The organism is Leucobacter tardus (genome assembly GCF_017583045.1).
Taxonomy (GTDB): Bacteria; Actinomycetota; Actinomycetes; order Actinomycetales; family Microbacteriaceae; genus Leucobacter; species Leucobacter tardus.
The window spans coordinates 296152-311058 of sequence record NZ_JAGFBF010000005.1 but is presented as its reverse complement, the minus strand read 5'-3'; the positions used below and the strand labels follow the sequence as shown (position 1 = coordinate 311058).

At 67.9% G+C, this 14907-nt stretch carries 14 protein-coding genes; 8 read left to right on the top strand and 6 right to left on the bottom strand.

All coding sequences use genetic code 11. The annotated features are described in order from the left end of the window. Positions 1 to 34 precede the first annotated feature (34 nt). The 7 genes from whiA to J4H85_RS08510 all read left to right on the top strand — a co-directional run bounded on the left by whiA (position 35) and on the right by J4H85_RS08510 (position 5634). Positions 35 to 1015, top strand: coding sequence for a DNA-binding protein WhiA (whiA, locus tag J4H85_RS08540; protein WP_208238725.1), 981 nt, complete (start codon positions 35 to 37; stop codon positions 1013 to 1015). Between the two features lie 105 nt (positions 1016 to 1120). Continuing rightward, positions 1121 to 1750 (top strand): superoxide dismutase, encoded by a 630-nt coding sequence (locus tag J4H85_RS08535; protein ID WP_208238723.1) that lies wholly within the window; start codon positions 1121 to 1123, stop codon positions 1748 to 1750. A 131-nt stretch (positions 1751 to 1881) separates the two neighbouring features. Further along, positions 1882 to 2892: a type I glyceraldehyde-3-phosphate dehydrogenase gene (gap, locus tag J4H85_RS08530; protein ID WP_208238721.1), complete on the top strand. Its 1011-nt coding sequence runs from the start codon at positions 1882 to 1884 to the stop codon at positions 2890 to 2892. Positions 2893 to 2908: 16 nt separating this feature from the next. Continuing rightward, positions 2909 to 4111, top strand: coding sequence for a phosphoglycerate kinase (locus J4H85_RS08525; protein WP_208238719.1), 1203 nt, complete (start codon positions 2909 to 2911; stop codon positions 4109 to 4111). After that, positions 4108 to 4890 carry a triose-phosphate isomerase gene (gene tpiA / locus J4H85_RS08520; RefSeq protein WP_208238717.1) on the top strand — a complete coding sequence of 261 codons (783 nt, stop codon included), beginning with the start codon at positions 4108 to 4110 and terminating at the stop codon, positions 4888 to 4890. Before J4H85_RS08525 ends, tpiA begins: the two co-directional genes overlap by 4 nt. Positions 4891 to 4934: 44 nt before the next feature. Then, positions 4935 to 5183: a preprotein translocase subunit SecG gene (gene secG / locus J4H85_RS08515; protein ID WP_208238715.1), complete on the top strand. Its 249-nt coding sequence runs from the start codon at positions 4935 to 4937 to the stop codon at positions 5181 to 5183. 88 nt (positions 5184 to 5271) lie between these two features. Further along, positions 5272 to 5634: an RNA polymerase-binding protein RbpA gene (locus tag J4H85_RS08510; protein ID WP_208238713.1), complete on the top strand. Its 363-nt coding sequence runs from the start codon at positions 5272 to 5274 to the stop codon at positions 5632 to 5634. Between the two features lie 39 nt (positions 5635 to 5673). On the opposite strand, the gene pgl is transcribed toward J4H85_RS08510, so the two are convergent. From pgl to tkt, 6 genes are read right to left on the bottom strand one after another with little or no spacing between them, the layout of a single operon-like run. After that, entirely contained in the window at positions 5674 to 6378 is a 705-nt protein-coding gene (gene pgl / locus J4H85_RS08505; protein WP_208238711.1) for a 6-phosphogluconolactonase, read from the bottom strand. Further along, the gene (locus tag J4H85_RS08500) at positions 6378 to 7367 is read right to left on the bottom strand and encodes a glucose-6-phosphate dehydrogenase assembly protein OpcA (protein ID WP_208238709.1); all 990 of its coding nucleotides are present in this window, start codon (positions 7365 to 7367) and stop codon (positions 6378 to 6380) included. The genes pgl and J4H85_RS08500 overlap by 1 nt, the downstream gene beginning before the upstream one ends. Next, positions 7364 to 8881: a glucose-6-phosphate dehydrogenase gene (gene zwf / locus J4H85_RS08495; protein WP_208238707.1), complete on the bottom strand. Its 1518-nt coding sequence runs from the start codon at positions 8879 to 8881 to the stop codon at positions 7364 to 7366. The genes J4H85_RS08500 and zwf overlap by 4 nt, the downstream gene beginning before the upstream one ends. Continuing rightward, the gene (locus J4H85_RS08490; RefSeq protein ID WP_208238705.1) at positions 8878 to 10497 is read right to left on the bottom strand and encodes a phosphoglucose isomerase-related protein; all 1620 of its coding nucleotides are present in this window, start codon (positions 10495 to 10497) and stop codon (positions 8878 to 8880) included. Before J4H85_RS08490 ends, zwf begins: the two co-directional genes overlap by 4 nt. After that, positions 10494 to 11600, bottom strand: coding sequence for a transaldolase (gene tal, locus J4H85_RS08485; protein WP_208238704.1), 1107 nt, complete (start codon positions 11598 to 11600; stop codon positions 10494 to 10496). Before tal ends, J4H85_RS08490 begins: the two co-directional genes overlap by 4 nt. 59 nt (positions 11601 to 11659) lie before the next feature. Next, positions 11660 to 13762 carry a transketolase gene (gene tkt, locus J4H85_RS08480; RefSeq protein ID WP_208238702.1) on the bottom strand — a complete coding sequence of 701 codons (2103 nt, stop codon included), beginning with the start codon at positions 13760 to 13762 and terminating at the stop codon, positions 11660 to 11662. 83 nt (positions 13763 to 13845) lie between these two features. On the opposite strand from tkt, the gene J4H85_RS08475 reads away from it, so the two are divergent. Further along, on the top strand, positions 13846 to 14778 hold the full coding sequence (locus tag J4H85_RS08475; RefSeq protein WP_243893592.1) for a heme o synthase: 933 nt from the start codon (positions 13846 to 13848) through the stop codon (positions 14776 to 14778). Positions 14779 to 14907 lie beyond the last annotated feature (129 nt).

The following is a 14907-nucleotide window of genomic DNA, read 5'->3' as shown; positions in this document are numbered from 1 at the left end:
CGCTTTTTTGTTTCCCTACGTGAGAGGATCATCTGTGCCTTCGACCCCCGACGTCAGAAGCGAACTCGTTCGCGTTCCGGTGCAGCACACCGGCGAACGAGTCGCCGAGGTCGCCACCGTGCTGCGCTTCGCAGGCGGGTTGCACTCCATCTCGGGCCGTATCGCGCTCGAAGCGGAGCTGTTCACCCCGCAGATCGTGCAGCGGGTGCGGAAGGACCTCGCCGAACTGTACGGCGTCCGGTCGGAACCCAAGCAGCTGTCCCCGTCATCGACCCGAGCCGGGGCACCGCAGTTCCTCGTGCGCGTACTCGACGGTGAGACGCTGGCCCGTCAGCTCGGCCTGCTGGATCAGCGCCGCCGACAGATCCGCGGTCTGCCGAACCGTCTGACCACCGGCGCACCAGCCGAGCTGGCGGCGATCCTGCGTGGCGCGTTCCTCGCCCGCGGCACGCTCACGCCTCCCGGTCGCTCGGCGAGCCTCGAGATCGTGTGCCCGACCAACGAGGCCGCCATGGCCCTGCAGGGTGCGGCGTCGCGGATCGGGGTCCAGGCGAAGAATCGGGAGATCCGCGGGCAGCACAAGCTCGTCATCCGCGACAGCGAGATGATCGGTGAGGCGCTGGGCGCCATGGGCGCCGCCGAGAACCGGGCGACATGGGATGAGCTGCGACTGGCACGCGAGACGCGCGCCACCGCGAACCGCCTCGTCAACTTCGACGACGCAAATTTGCGCCGCTCCGCTCAGGCCTCCGTCGCCGCGTGCGCCCGCGTCGAGCGCGCGCTCGAGATCCTGGGCGACAGTGTGCCCGAACATCTGCGCTACGCGGGTGAACTGCGGTTGAAGTTCCGGGAGGCGAGCCTCGACGATCTCGGTGCACGGGCCGATCCGCCGCTGACGAAGGACGCGATCGCCGGTCGGATCCGCAGGCTGCTCGCCATGGCCGACAAGGAGGCGCAGGTGCGGTCGGTGCCGGGCACTGAGGCCAGCCTGCCGGACGAGCTCGACGCGATGTAGCGCGGCCTGAGCGGTCCCTCAGGATCCCGCCCTCCGTTGCCCCTGAACGGGTGTCGAGGCATAGACTTGAGAGCACATCAACGGAATCCAGAACGAAGGAGACATATGTCCAAGTACACACTTCCCGAGCTTCCGTACGACTACTCGGCACTGGAGCCTCACATCAGCGGCAAGATCATGCAGCTGCACCACGATAAGCACCACCAGACCTACGTGACGGGCGCGAACACGGCGCTCGAGCAGCTCGAGGCCGCCCGCGATGCGGATGATCTGGGTGCCGTCAACAAGCTGGAGAAGGACCTCGCGTTCAACCTCGGTGGACACGTCAACCACACCGTCTTCTGGAACAATCTTTCACCCGAGGGCGGCGGACGTCCCGAGGGCGAGCTCGCCGCGGCCATCGACGAGTTCTTCGGCTCGTTCGAGAAGTTCCAGGCGCACTTCACGGCGAACGCCACCGGCATCCAGGGTTCGGGTTGGTCCGTGCTCGCGTGGGATGCGGTCGGCCAGCGCCCCGCGATCTTCCAGCTGTTCGATCAGCAGGGCAATGTGCCGCTCGGCCTCACCCCGCTGCTGATGCTCGACATGTGGGAGCACGCGTTCTACCTCGATTACCTCAACGTCAAGGCGGACTACGTCAAGGCCTTCTGGAACATCGCGAACTGGCAGGACGTCGCACAGCGCTTCGAGACCGCTCGGTCGCAGACCCCCGGTCTCATTCAGGCCAGCGCCTAGTCGCGAGCGGGCCGGTCGCAGGACCGGCCCGCTCATCGGTTTCCGGTGCCGCACGGCATCGGTCGCCCGGTCACCGGGCACCCCGTTCGACGACCGTCGCACGGATCACCCTCCAGTTGAAAGGCACGTGAATGGGCACACGTATCGCAGTCAACGGCTTCGGCAGAATCGGCCGGAACTTCCTTCGAGCTGCACTCGAGCAGCGGGCAGATATCGAGTTGGTGGCGGTCAACGACCTCACCGACACGGCGACGCTCGCGCACCTCACCAAGTACGACTCGGTCGGGGGCGTACTCGCCGTCGACGTCTCTCATGACGACGAGTCGATCACGGTGGACGGTCGCCGCATTCGGGTGTACTCCGAGAAGGATCCCGCTCAGCTGCCCTGGGGTGACCTGGGCGTCGACATCGTCATCGAGTCCACAGGACACTTCGCCAAGCACGATCAGGCGGCGGCGCATCTCACGGCGGGCGCGAAGAAGGTCATCATCTCGGCCCCCTCGGTCGATTCGCCGACCTTCGTCATGGGCGTGAACGAGCAGAGCTATGACCCGAAGACCGATGACATCATCTCCAACGCGTCCTGCACCACCAACTGCCTCGCCCCTGTGGCCGATGTGTTCAATCGCGCCTTCGGCATCGAGCGCGGCTTCATGATGACGGCGCACGCCTACACGGCGGATCAGCGCTTGCAGGACAGCCCGCACTCCGATCTGCGCCGCGCTCGCGCCGCTGCCCTCAACATCGTGCCCACCTCGACTGGCGCCGCCAAGGCGATCGGCCGCGTGATCCCCGAGCTCGACGGCAAGCTCGACGGCACCTCGTACCGCGTTCCGATCCCGACCGGGTCCATCGTCGACCTGACGCTCGTGACGCGAGACGGCCTGACGATCGACGAGGTCAACGCCGAGTTCGCCCGTGCTGCGGCGACCGACGAGCTCTCGCGGTACCTGCAGTATTCGGAGGATCCGCTGGTGTCGAGCGACATCGTGCACAACCCGCACTCGGCCATCTTCGACGCGGGGCTGACGAATGTGTCGGGTGGCCTCGTCAAGATCTCGGCCTGGTACGACAACGAGTGGGGATACTCCAACCGCCTCGTCGACCTCGCCCGCTACGTGGCCGACCGCGCCGCAGAGTAAGGAGCTCATCACCGCCATGCGCACCATCGACACCCTGGGTCCGCTCCGATCACGCACCGTGATCGTGCGCTGCGACCTCAACGTGCCGCTCTCCGAGGGCGAAATCACCGACGACGGGCGCATTCGCGCGTCGCTCGGGACGATCGCCGAACTTCGTGAGGCCGGAGCGCGGATCGTGCTGATCAGTCATCTCGGACGCCCGAAGGGTGAACCCGATGACCGGTACTCGCTGCGGCCGGTCGCGGTGCGCATGGCGGAACTGCTCGGCGCCCCCGTCGAGTTCGTCGGTGAGACAGTGGGATCCGAGGCGGAGGCGGCTGTTGCCGCACTCGCCGACGGCGATGTCCTTCTCCTCGAGAACCTGCGTTTCAATCCCGGCGAGACGAGCGCGGACGACGCCGAGCGTCGCGCGTTCGCCGAGCGGATCGCGGCGTTGGGCGACGCGTTCGTGTCGGACGGGTTCGGCGTGGTGCACCGCAGGCAGGCGAGCGTCACCGACCTCGCGGAGCTGCTGCCGAGCGCCGGCGGCCGGTTGGTCGCGGATGAGCTCGCGGTCCTGCGCCGTCTCACCGATGCGCCCGAACGTCCGTTCTCGGTCGTGCTCGGCGGGTCCAAGGTCTCCGACAAGCTCGGCGTCATCTCGCACCTCATCGAGCGTGTCGACACCCTGGTCATCGGGGGCGGTATGCTCTTCACTTTCCTCGCCGCTCAGGGCCACGACGTCGCCTCGAGCCTGTTGGAGTCCGATCAGATCGACACGGTGCGCGATGCGCTCCAGCGCGCGAAGGAGCGCGGTGTGAGGATCGTGCTGCCGACCGACATCGTGGTGGCGGAGCGCTTCGCAGCGGACGCCGAACACGAGACGGTCGCCGCGGATGCGATCGCCGCGTCGCGGTTCGGCGCTTCAGGCATCGGTCTCGATATCGGCCCCGAGTCTGCTCGGCGTTTCGCGGAGGTGATCGGCGCCTCCGCCACCGTCTTCTGGAATGGCCCCATGGGGGTCTTCGAGATGGAGGCCTTCGCAGCGGGGACGCGGACCGTCGCGCGGGCGCTGACCGAGACGGACGGGTTCACCGTCGTCGGAGGCGGCGACTCGGCGGCCGCGGTGCGCGCGCTCGGTTTTTCCGATGACCAGTTCGGTCACATCTCCACCGGCGGCGGTGCGAGTCTTGAATTTCTCGAGGGGAAGTCGCTTCCCGGTCTGGAGGTGCTGGCATGAGCCGCACACCGTTCATCGCAGGCAACTGGAAGATGAATCTCGATCATCTGCAGGCAATCGCTCTGGTGCAGAAGGTCGCCTGGGCGCTGAAGGACGCGCGTCACGACGCATCCGAGGTCGAGGTCGCCGTGTTCCCGCCGTTCACCGACCTCCGCTCGGTGCAGACGCTCATCTCTGCCGATAAGATCCCGCTCGGACTCGGCGCGCAGGATGTGTCCCCGCACGAGTCGGGCGCCTACACGGGCGACGTTTCCGCGCGGTTCCTCGCGAAGCTCGATGCTCAGTACGTCATCGTGGGCCACTCGGAGCGGCGCGCCGGCCACGGCGAGACCGATGAGGTCGTCTCGGCGAAGTCGGTAGCCGCTCAGGCAGCAGGCATCGTTCCCGTGATCTGCGTCGGCGAGACGGCTGAAGACCTCGAGGAGCACGGAGCCGCCGCGATCCCGGCTGCGCAGTTGCGCGCAGCGATCGCCGATCTGCCCGATGGAGCGGAGTTCGTGGTCGCCTACGAGCCGGTGTGGGCGATCGGCACCGGGAACGCGGCGACGCCCGAACAGGCACAGGAGGTGTGCCGCGCGTTGCGCGACGTGCTCCGTGAAGCGTGCGGTGACGACACGGCGGACGCGACCCGCGTGCTCTACGGCGGCTCGGTGAGCAGTCAGAACGTGGCTGCATACATGCGCCAGGCGGATGTCGATGGCGCCCTGGTGGGCGGTGCGAGCATCAAGGCGGACGAGTTCTCACGGATCGTCCAGTTCAAGAAGCATGTCGCGGTATGATGGTCGTTGGTATCCATTCCGCCCCGCGTGAAAGGTAAGCAAGCTTGCTTGTTCTCAACATCGTGTTGATCAGTCTGCTCGTGATCACGAGCCTGCTGCTCATCCTCTTCATCCTCCTGCACAAGGGCAGGGGCGGTGGCCTCTCCGACATGTTCGGTGGCGGCGTCACGTCGAGCCTCGGTTCTTCGGGTGTCGCCGAGCGGAACCTCAATCGCATCACCATCGTGGTGGCTCTGGTCTGGTTCCTCTCCATCGTGGCGCTCGGCGTCATCGCACGGTTCTCCGTCGCGTGAGTTCCGGGTCGCGGCACCTCCCGACCCCACGCGCCACGGCGCAGTACACGGCACGTTTCGTGCAGCAACTGAGATAGGAAGTATTTACGTGGCAGGCAGTAACGCCATTCGCGGCGCACGCGTCGGATCCGGACCGATGGGTGAGATGGACCACGGGTCCCGCGCCGAGCGCATCGAGATCTCCTACTGGGACGAGCTCGGCAACGAGACCGTTCGCTTCTTCTCGGCCGATGTGCCCGATGAGGAGATCCCGGAACAGATCGATTCGCCGACGAGTGGACTGCCGGCCGGACGCGATCGGAAGAACCCGCCGTCGCTTTCGAAGAACGAGCCGTACAAGACGCACCTCGCCTACGTGAAGGAGCGTCGCACGCCCGAAGAGGCCGAAGAGTTGCTGGAGCAGGCGCTGCAGAAGCTGCGCGAGCGCCGCGGTACCGCACGCAAGAGTTGAAGCGTTCACACGTCGAACACCTGTGCGGTTCGGCGTGAGTCAGGCGCCGAGCGCCAAGCGATCGGTCCAGACGACGGTTTCTGCGCGTCCTTCGACGATGGCAGCCGGAAGCCCCTGCTCTGCGGAGAGAATACCGCGAACGGCAGGGGCTTTCTCTGCGCCGGTCGCGAGCAGCCACACGGACTCGCCGCGCTGCAGCGCGGGGATCGAGAGGGTCACGCGCTCCGGAGGCGGCTTCGGGGAATTGCGGACCGGGAGTGCGGCCGGAGCTTCGGTGCCGAGGAGATCCTCGCGACCGGGGAAGAGCGAGGCCACGTGCCCGTCGGGTCCGACCCCGCAGAGGACCACGTCGATCCGGTCGATGCCGTCGACGACCTCAGCGTACGCTCGAGCCGCGTCGTCGAGTGAGCGTCCGGAATCCGATGATCCGATGCGGTGGACGAGTGCCGCGTCGACATCTCGGTGTGCGAACAGCAGCTCGTCGGCCAGCCGATCGTTCCGATCGCTCGAACGCGCCGGCACCCAACGCTCATCGCCCCAGAGGAAACGCACACGATCCCACGCGATGCGGTCGCCGTCCGGGTGCGTGCCCATCGCGCGCAGCGAGGCTTCGCCCATGCCGCCCCCGGTGAGCACGATGCACGGAATCTCGCCGAGGTCTTGGCGTGCGGCGAGCACCTCGAAACACGATTCGGCGATGTCGTTCGCGAGTCGGTTCCGGTCCTCAGCGGTGTGGACGCGCATCAGTGCTCCTCACCGAATTCGGAGTCGAGGAGGGGGAGGCCCTCGGTGATCACGCGACCGTAGAGCGTATCGGGTCGCAGGAGACGGAGATCCTCGATGAGGCACTCGGGCACGCTGCGGCGGGGGAGCGGAACCTCGAGACGCGGATGCCCGGGTTGGGTGATCGCTGCGAAGACGCCGCGGGTCCGTGCGATCGCGATATCGCCGGCGGACGTGTGGATCTCCACCGAGTGGATGCCCCAGGCGCGACGGTCTGCGTCGGGTCCCTGCTCGGGCATCTCCTCCTGACTCACCGGAACACCCAGTTGCAGGCGGAGCCACGCGGCCAGGAGAAGCGTCGACGACGATCGGGGAGTGCCTCGCACGGTGGCGCCGGTGATGTCGTGCCGCTCGGATCCGACAGGCACGTTGTCGAGCGCGGCGGCGAGCTGCGCACGCCAGAGGGTCAAGCGCGACCAGGCCAGGTCGGTGTCACCCGGCCGGTACGAGGCCGAGGTCGCCCGCAGCCGGGCGGTCGCGTCACCCACGCCCCCGCTGTCGACGACGCGTCGCTGCGCGAGACGGCCGAGCGACGTCTCCGATGCTCTCGGCGGCGCTTCACCTGCCCACCAGACCACCACGGGGGCGTCGGCGAGCAGCAGGCCGCTCAACAGCTGATCGGGATCGCGGCCGGCGTCGCCGTGGGGATGGAGCACGATGACGTCACCCGCACCGGCGTCGGCGCCCACACGGATCTGGCCATCGAGACGCGACGATCCGCCCGACCCTGCCGCAGCGTGCGCGGTGGGCTCGGCGAGCGCGATGATGCGCATCGGGTGCTCGCGCGACGCCACGTTCGCGGCGGAGATCGCATCCTCCACACGATCCGAGGGGGCGACGATGACGAGTGTAAGCACGCGACCGAGCGTCGTCGCTCCGCCTTCGCGGCGGAGCAGGACAAGTCGCTTGCTGATCCCGCTCACGGTGGTCTCGGGCAGGTCGACGATCACGGTTGCCTCCAGCTCCGGCCATCACGGCTCAGCATCCGTTCCGCGCCCGGCGGCCCCCAGCGACCGGGGGAGTACTGCTCGGGGGCTCCAGCGGACTGCCACCCTGCGACGATCGGGTCGAGAATGCGCCAGGACAGTTCGACCTCGCGCTGGCCGGGGAACAACGGCGGGTCGCCCAGCAGCACATCGAGGATCAAGCGCTCGTAGGCCTCGGGGCTCGCCTCGGTGAACGCGTGCGAATAACCGAAATCCATCGTGACCTCGCGAGTATCCCGGCCCGGCCCGGGAACCTTCGAATTGAATCGGATCGTGACGCCTTCATCGGGTTGCACGCGTATGACGAGTGCATTCGCGCCGATGTCGTCCCGCTCGCCGAGCGGCGCAGCAGACTTCTTGAAGACGACGGCGATCTCCGTCACGCGTCGTGCCAGGCGCTTCCCCGTACGCAGGTAGAACGGGACACCACGCCAACGGTCCGTGTCGACGCTGAGCGTGATGGCGGCGAACGTCTCGGTGCGCGAGTCGGGCGCCATGCCGTCCTCATCCAGGAACCCGGTGACTTCCCGGCCTCCCTGCCACCCCCCGCTGTACTGCCCCCGCGCAGTCGTGCTGGCGAGATCGTCGGGGACGTGCACTGCGGCGAGCACATCCTCCTTCGCGGCGCGCAGATCATCGGGGTCTGCCGACGCCGGGCGTTCCATCGCGGTGAGCGCGAGGAGCTGCAGCAGGTGGTTCTGGATGACGTCGCGCGCGGCTCCGATCCCGTCGTAGTACCCGGCGCGCCCTGCCACGCCGATGTCCTCGGCCATGGTGATCTGCACGTGATCGATGTACGACGCGTTCCAGATGGGTTCGTAGAGCACATTGGCGAAACGCAGCGCGAGAATATTCTGCACCGTTTCCTTGCCGAGGTAGTGGTCGATCCGGAAGACGTGCTCGGGCGGGAACACGTCGTCGATCGCGGCGCCGAGCTCGCGGGCGCTCTCCAGATCGTGCCCGAACGGCTTCTCGATCACGACGCGACGCCAAGAAGCGTCCTCCGATGTCGCGAGGCCCGCATCGCGCAGATGCGCGCTCACGGTCTGGAACGAACGCGGCGGGATCGAGAGATAGAACGCAGCGTTGCCCTCCGTGCCGCGGTCACGCGCGAGTTCAGCGAGCGTGTCGCTCAATCGCTCGTACGCATCGGCATCGTCGAACGCGCCGCTGACGAACCGGATACCGGTGCGGAACTGCTCCCACACATCCGCATCGAACGGGGTCCTCGCATGCGCATCCACTGCCTCGCGTACGACTTCGACGAAATCGGCATCGCTCCAGCTGCGGCGCCCGAATCCGACGAGCGCGAACCCCGGAGGCATGAGACCCCGGTTCGCGAGATCATAGATGGCAGGAAGCAGTTTCTTCCGGGCCAGGTCGCCCGTCACCCCGAACAGCACCAGCGCGCTCGGCCCGGCGACTCGAGCGAGCCGGCCGTCGTCGGACGACCGCAGCGGGTTGACGGCCTCGCTCATGCCCCGGTCACACCCGCGCTGAGCAGCTCGTTCACGAGCTCCGCCGGGTCCGCTGCCCTGAGCGCGAACACCGGTCGTCCGGCACCGGCGAGGACTTCTCGATCGCCCTGCGCCTGCGCCGAGAGGAGTGCGGCGAATCCACCCTCCGCACCGGGGATCTCGAGATCGGGTGAGGCGTCGTCGAGCACCTGCACGAAGACCCCGCGACGCGGACCGCCCTTGTGGAACTGTCCGGTGGAGTGCAGGTAGCGCGGCCCGAACCCGAGCGCCACGGGTACGCCGAGGGCAGCGGCGAGCCGCGCACGCAGGTCGGCGAGGGGCGCCGCAGCCGGACCCTCACGGTCCAGGTAGGCCTGAACGACGAGATAGTCCTCGGGCCCGACCGTCTCCCGAAGCGCTGCGAGCAGGCTCGCGGCGTTGGTCAGCACGGACCCCGACGGGGCGGCCAGCAGCGACACCGGGCTGCCGCTCGACAGCGTGCCGATGGCGGGCGCGCTCCCGGCGGACGCGCCCATGACCTCGCGAGCAGCGACCTTCGCGGACTCCACATCCGGCTGGTCAAAGGGATCGATCGCGAGCAGGCGGCCGAGTACCGCCGTCGCGACCTCCCAAATGAGCAGCTGAGCTCCGAGGGGTGCGGTCACCACGACCGCGCGCTCGGGCGCCGACGCTGCCGAACCGCGCGGCCCCACGAGCGTGAGCGGCACCGGTCCGGAATACGAGGAGTCGACCTCCGGGTCCTCCGCGCGAACGGCGATGGGGAGGAGACCACGGCCGTTCTTACCCGTCGACTCGGCAATGAGCTGCTCGATCCAGTCCGCCAGTCCCCAGGCGGATCCGTGCGCCATCTCGGCGACTGCGGTCGTGATGATCTCGGGAGTCAACTGCGCGAGGGCGGCCGCCAGACGGAGGGCGGGGTTCCCGGCGTCGTCTGCAGCGACGGTCTGCACGGCGGCACCGGCATCGGCGACGATGGTCTCGACATCGGCACCGGCGAGTGCGCTGGGCACCAACCCGAACGCGGTGAGCGCCGAATAGCGGCCTCCGACGTGAGGATCGGCGAGGAACACCCGCTCGCCTCGTTCACGCGCGTGCGACTCGAGAGCTGATCCGGGATCCGTCACCACGGCGATGCGGTCCGCCGGGTCGATGCCCGCGTCCGCGAAGGCGCGTTCGAAGACCGCGAGATGGCTGCGCGTCTCGATGGTCGAACCCGACTTGGAGCTCACGACGACAGCGGTGCGCTGCAGGTCCGTCTCCACGGCGCGCCTCACCTGTACCGGGTGGGTGGAGTCGAGGACGACGAGACGAACCTGGGCCGCCCGGGTCATGACCTCAGGAGCGAGGCTCGACCCTCCCATGCCGCAGAGCACGATGCGGTCGACACCGGCCGCAGCCAGCTGCGAGCGGAAGTCGAGCGCCTCGGAGATCAGGGCATCCGCCCCGTCGAAGACGTCGGTCCACCCGAGTCTGATCTGCGCCTCCGCTTCGGCGTCCGCACCCCAGAGCGTCGCATCCTGCGCGAAGATCCGGCTCGCGACGCGCTCGCCCACGAGCTGCTCGACGACGCGATCGACCGCTGCACCACCGCGCGGGGTCCGCACCTCGATCGTCATCGCGCGGCCCTCAGCGCATCGTCGACGGTGGCGAGCAGTTCGTCCCAGGAGGCGTCGAACTTCTGCAGCCCCTCCTTCTCGAGCTTCGTCACGACCTCGACGTAGTCGATACCGAGGCTGTCGATCGCGCTCAGCACGCGATCCGACTCGCGGTACTGGCCGCGCACGGTGTCGCCGGTGACCTCGGCGTGATCGAACGTCGCCTCGAGCGTCGCCTCGGGCATGGTGTTCACCACTCCAGGGGCGACGAGTTCGGTCACGTACAGGGTGTCGGGGAGCGACGGATCCTTCACGCCTGTCGAGGCCCAGAGGGGGCGCTGCGGCTGAGCTCCCTGCTCGAGGAGCAGTCGTGCGCGCTCAGTGTCGAAGGCCTGCTCGAACACCTCGTAGGCGAGCCGCGCGTTTGCGATAGCGGCCTGCCCGCGCAGCGCCAGCGCCTCATCGGAGCCAATCGCCGCGAGTCGTCCATCGATCTCGGTGTCCACACGGGAGACGAAGAAGGAGGCGACGGAGTGGATCGTCCGGAGATCGATGCCGGCCGACCTTGCTCGCTCGAGACCGGTCAGGTACGCGTTGATCACCTGACGGTAGCGCTCGAGGCTGAAGATCAACGTGACGTTCACGCTGATGCCCGCGGCGATCGTCTCCGTGATCGCCGCCAGGCCCTCCTCAGTCGCGGGAATCTTGATCATCGCGTTCGGACGGTCGACGCGATCCCAGAGACGACGGGCTTCGGCGGCGGTGCCCTCGGCATCGCGCGCGAGCCCCGGCTCGACCTCGATCGACACCCGCCCGTCGCGCCCATCGGTGTCCGCGTACACGTCGGCCAGCAGGTCGCAGGCCTGGGACACATCGTTCGTCGTGAGCTCGATGACGGTGTCGGCGGCGTCGAGTCCGCGAGACGCGCAGTCGGCGATCCGCTCCTCGTAGCCTTCTCCGCGCCCGATAGCGCCGGCGAAGATCGTCGGATTCGTGGTGACGCCGACGACGTTGCGTTCGGCGAGCAGCGTACGAAGATTGCCGGAGGAGATTCGGCTCGCGGAGAGGTCGTCGAGCCAGATGCTGACGCCGGCGGCGCCGAGCGCTGCGGTCGGGGAGGTCATATGCTCACCTTTCGATTGCGGGTGTCTCGATTGCGTGGGTATGGCCGGCGCGGACACCGTCAGGCGTCGAGCGTCTGCCGTGCTGCGGCCACCACGGCGTCTGTCGTGATGCCGAACTCGCGGAACAGGGTCTGATAGTCCGCGGACGCTCCGAAGTGCTCGATGGAGACCGCTCGCCCGCGGTCGCCGAGGTAGCGGTCCCAGCTGAGCGACAGGCCCGCCTCGACGCTCACGCGCGCGGTCACCTCTGACGGGAGCACGCTCTCGCGGTACTCGGGCGACTGCTCGTCGAACCATTCGAGGCAGGGGACGGACACGACGCGGGCGCCCACACCTTCTGCGGCGAGCTGGGCCCGCGCTTCGACGGCGAGCTGGACCTCGGAGCCCGTGGCCAGAATGACCAGGTCGAGCGCGTCGGTGGGGGAGTCGGCGAGCACATACGCTCCACGGCGGACGCCCTCAGCAGAGGCGAGCGCCTCGCTGCCGTCCGAAGATTCGGGCCCGTCGACCCTCGGGAAGACCGGAACGTTCTGCCGCGTGAGCGCGAGCCCCGCGGGGCCGCCTCGACGGGTGAGCAGCTCGCTCCACGCCACGGCGACCTCGGTCGCGTCTGCCGGGCGCACCACCGACAGGTTCGGGATCGCCCGAAGCGACGCGAGCTGCTCGATCGGCTGATGCGTCGGGCCGTCCTCGCCGAGGGCGACCGAGTCGTGGGTCCAGACGAAGATGCTCGGGATGTTCATCAGTGCGGCCAGGCGGACCGCCGGACGCATGTAGTCGCTGAAGATCAGGAAGGTGCCGCCGTACGCACGCGTCTTGCCGTGCAACTGGATGCCGTTGAGGATCGACCCCATCGCGTGCTCGCGAATGCCGAAGTGCAGCACCCGGCCGTACGGGTTGCCCTGCCACGACGAGGTGGAGCGCTCGACCGGGACGAACGACGGCACGTCGGGGATCGTCGTGTTGTTGGAGCCCGCGAGATCGGCGGAACCGCCCCACAGCTCGGGCATGACCGGCCCGAGGCCCGCCAGCACCTTGCCGCTCGCGGCACGGGTCGCGACGCTCGAACCGGGTTCGAAGGTCGGGAGCGCGTCGGCGAAGCCTTCGGGGAGTTCGCCGGACTCCAGTCGATCGAGCAGCACCTTTCGCGCGGGCTCGCGCTCGGCCCACGCGTCGAAGTCGGACTGCCATGCCGTACGTGCCGCTCGGCCGCGGTCGACGGCCTGACGCGTGTGGGCGAGCACCTCGTCGTCCACCGCGAAGTGCTGCTCGGGATCGAACCCGAGTCGCTCCTTCAGCGCCGCGAGCTCGTCGGTGCCGAGCTTCGCCCCGTGGATGCCACCGGTGTTCTGCTTGCCGGGGCTCGGCCAGCCGATGATCGTCTTCAGCACGATGAGCGACGGCTTCGACGTCTCGTCCTGAGCGGACTGGATCGCCGTCGTGAGCTCGGCGAGATCTTCGACGTACTCGCCCGTCCGCTTCCAGTCGACGGTGATGACCTGCCACCCGTACGCCGCGTAGCGGGCCGCGACGTCTTCAGTGAAGGAGATGTCGGTGTCGTCCTCGATGGAGATCTGGTTCGCATCGTAGATCGCGATCAGGTTGCCGAGTTCCTGATGGCCGGCGAGCGAGGACGCTTCGCTCGTCACCCCCTCTTGCAGATCGCCGTCGCTCGCGATCACGTAGATCCGGTGATCGAAGGGGCTCGCACCCGGCGCCGCCTCGGGATCGAACAGACCGCGCTCGTAACGCGCCGCGTAGGCGAAGCCGACGGCGGATGCGAGTCCCTGACCCAGGGGACCGGTGGTGATCTCGACACCGGGGGTATGCCCGTACTCGGGATGTCCGGGGGTCTTGGAGCCCCAGGTACGCAGCGCCTCGAGATCGGAGAGCTCGAGGCCGTAGCCGCCGAGGTAGAGCTGCACGTACTGCGTGAGCGACGAATGACCGGCGGACAGGATGAAGCGGTCTCGTCCGATCCACCCGTGGTCGGACGGATCGTGGCGCATCACCTTCTGGTGGAGCAGATACGACACCGGTGCCAGGCTGATCGCGGTTCCGGGGTGGCCGTTGCCGACCTTCTCCACCGCGTCAGCCGCGAGTACTCGCGCCGTGTCGACGGCCCGGTCGTCCAGCTCATTCCACTGCAGGTCGATTGCCAATAGCCCAGCCTCTCTCGCTCGGTACGCACCGCCGCGGTGCACACCCTGTCCAGCCTACAGGGGAGCACGGTAGTATAGACATGATGTCCACTGAGATTCCCACCTCGTCTCCGGTACGCGCGACACCCGCCCGTCCGACCTTCGGCCGCACGCTGAAGGCGTACGTGGCTCTCACGAAACCGCGCGTCATGGAGTTGCTGCTCGTCGTCACGGTGCCGGCCATGATCCTCGCCCAGCAGGGCCTGCCGAATCTCTGGCTCGTCGTCGCGACGCTCATCGGCGGCGCGATGAGCGCAGGGTCGGCCGGCGCGTTCAACTGCTACCTCGACCGCGACATGGACCGCAAGATGCGTCGCACCAAGAATCGCCCGCTGGTCACCGGGGAGATCTCCGACCGCAGCGCCCTGGTGTTCGCCTGGGTGCTCGGCGCCGCGTCCATCGTGTGGTTGTACGCCACGACGAACTGGGTCGCGGCAGCCCTCTCTGCAGCCGCGATCTTCTTCTACGTCGTGGTGTACACGGTGCTGCTCAAGCGGCACAGCGAGCAGAACATCATCTGGGGCGGCATCGCCGGGTGCTTCCCGGTGCTCATCGGGTGGGCCGCCGTGACCGGTGACGTCGGCTGGCCGGCATGGGCGTTCTTCCTCATCATCTTCCTCTGGACGCCCGCTCATTACTGGCCGCTGTCAATGCGCTACCGCGAAGACTACGCGGCGGCGGGCGTGCCGATGCTCGGCGTGGTCCGGGGCCGTGTGACGGTCGGGCTGCAGATCATCCTCTACGCGTGGGCGACGGTCGCATCCAGCCTGCTGCTCATCCCCGCCGCGGGCATCGGGTGGATCTACACCATCGTCGCCGTGCTCTCGGGCGGCTACTTCATCCTGCAGGCGCACCGGCTGTACGGCAGTGCGATCCGCGGACGCGAGGGGAAGCCGATGCAGGTCTTCCACGGCTCCATCTCGTACCTCTCGATCCTGTCGATCGCCATCGCCGTGGACCCGCTGCTCCCGTTCTGACCATCTTTTGGTCCGAGGCGACCGCGATCGTCCGATCCGGTTCCTGAATACCGACTGAGAGTCCGCTGGTCTCTCGGCACCCTCCGGGTCCGTCTGCTCGTGGCGGGCGTACCGTATCGCTGTGATCAG

What these genes read in the sequence shown, in the direction of transcription:
- J4H85_RS08535 (WP_208238723.1), top strand. Translation starts at nt 1,121, where the DNA reads ATGTCCAAGTACACACTTCCCGAGCTTCCGTACGACTACTCGGCACTG.
- gap (WP_208238721.1), top strand. Translation starts at nt 1,882, where the DNA reads ATGGGCACACGTATCGCAGTCAACGGCTTCGGCAGAATCGGCCGGAAC.
- J4H85_RS08525 (WP_208238719.1), top strand. Translation starts at nt 2,909, where the DNA reads ATGCGCACCATCGACACCCTGGGTCCGCTCCGATCACGCACCGTGATC.
- tpiA (WP_208238717.1), top strand. Translation starts at nt 4,108, where the DNA reads ATGAGCCGCACACCGTTCATCGCAGGCAACTGGAAGATGAATCTCGAT.
- pgl (WP_208238711.1), bottom strand. Translation starts at nt 6,378, where the DNA reads ATGCGCGTCCACACCGCTGAGGACCGGAACCGACTCGCGAACGACATC.
- zwf (WP_208238707.1), bottom strand. Translation starts at nt 8,881, where the DNA reads ATGAGCGAGGCCGTCAACCCGCTGCGGTCGTCCGACGACGGCCGGCTC.
- J4H85_RS08490 (WP_208238705.1), bottom strand. Translation starts at nt 10,497, where the DNA reads ATGACGATCGAGGTGCGGACCCCGCGCGGTGGTGCAGCGGTCGATCGC.
- tal (WP_208238704.1), bottom strand. Translation starts at nt 11,600, where the DNA reads ATGACCTCCCCGACCGCAGCGCTCGGCGCCGCCGGCGTCAGCATCTGG.
- J4H85_RS08475 (WP_243893592.1), top strand. Translation starts at nt 13,846, where the DNA reads ATGTCCACTGAGATTCCCACCTCGTCTCCGGTACGCGCGACACCCGCC.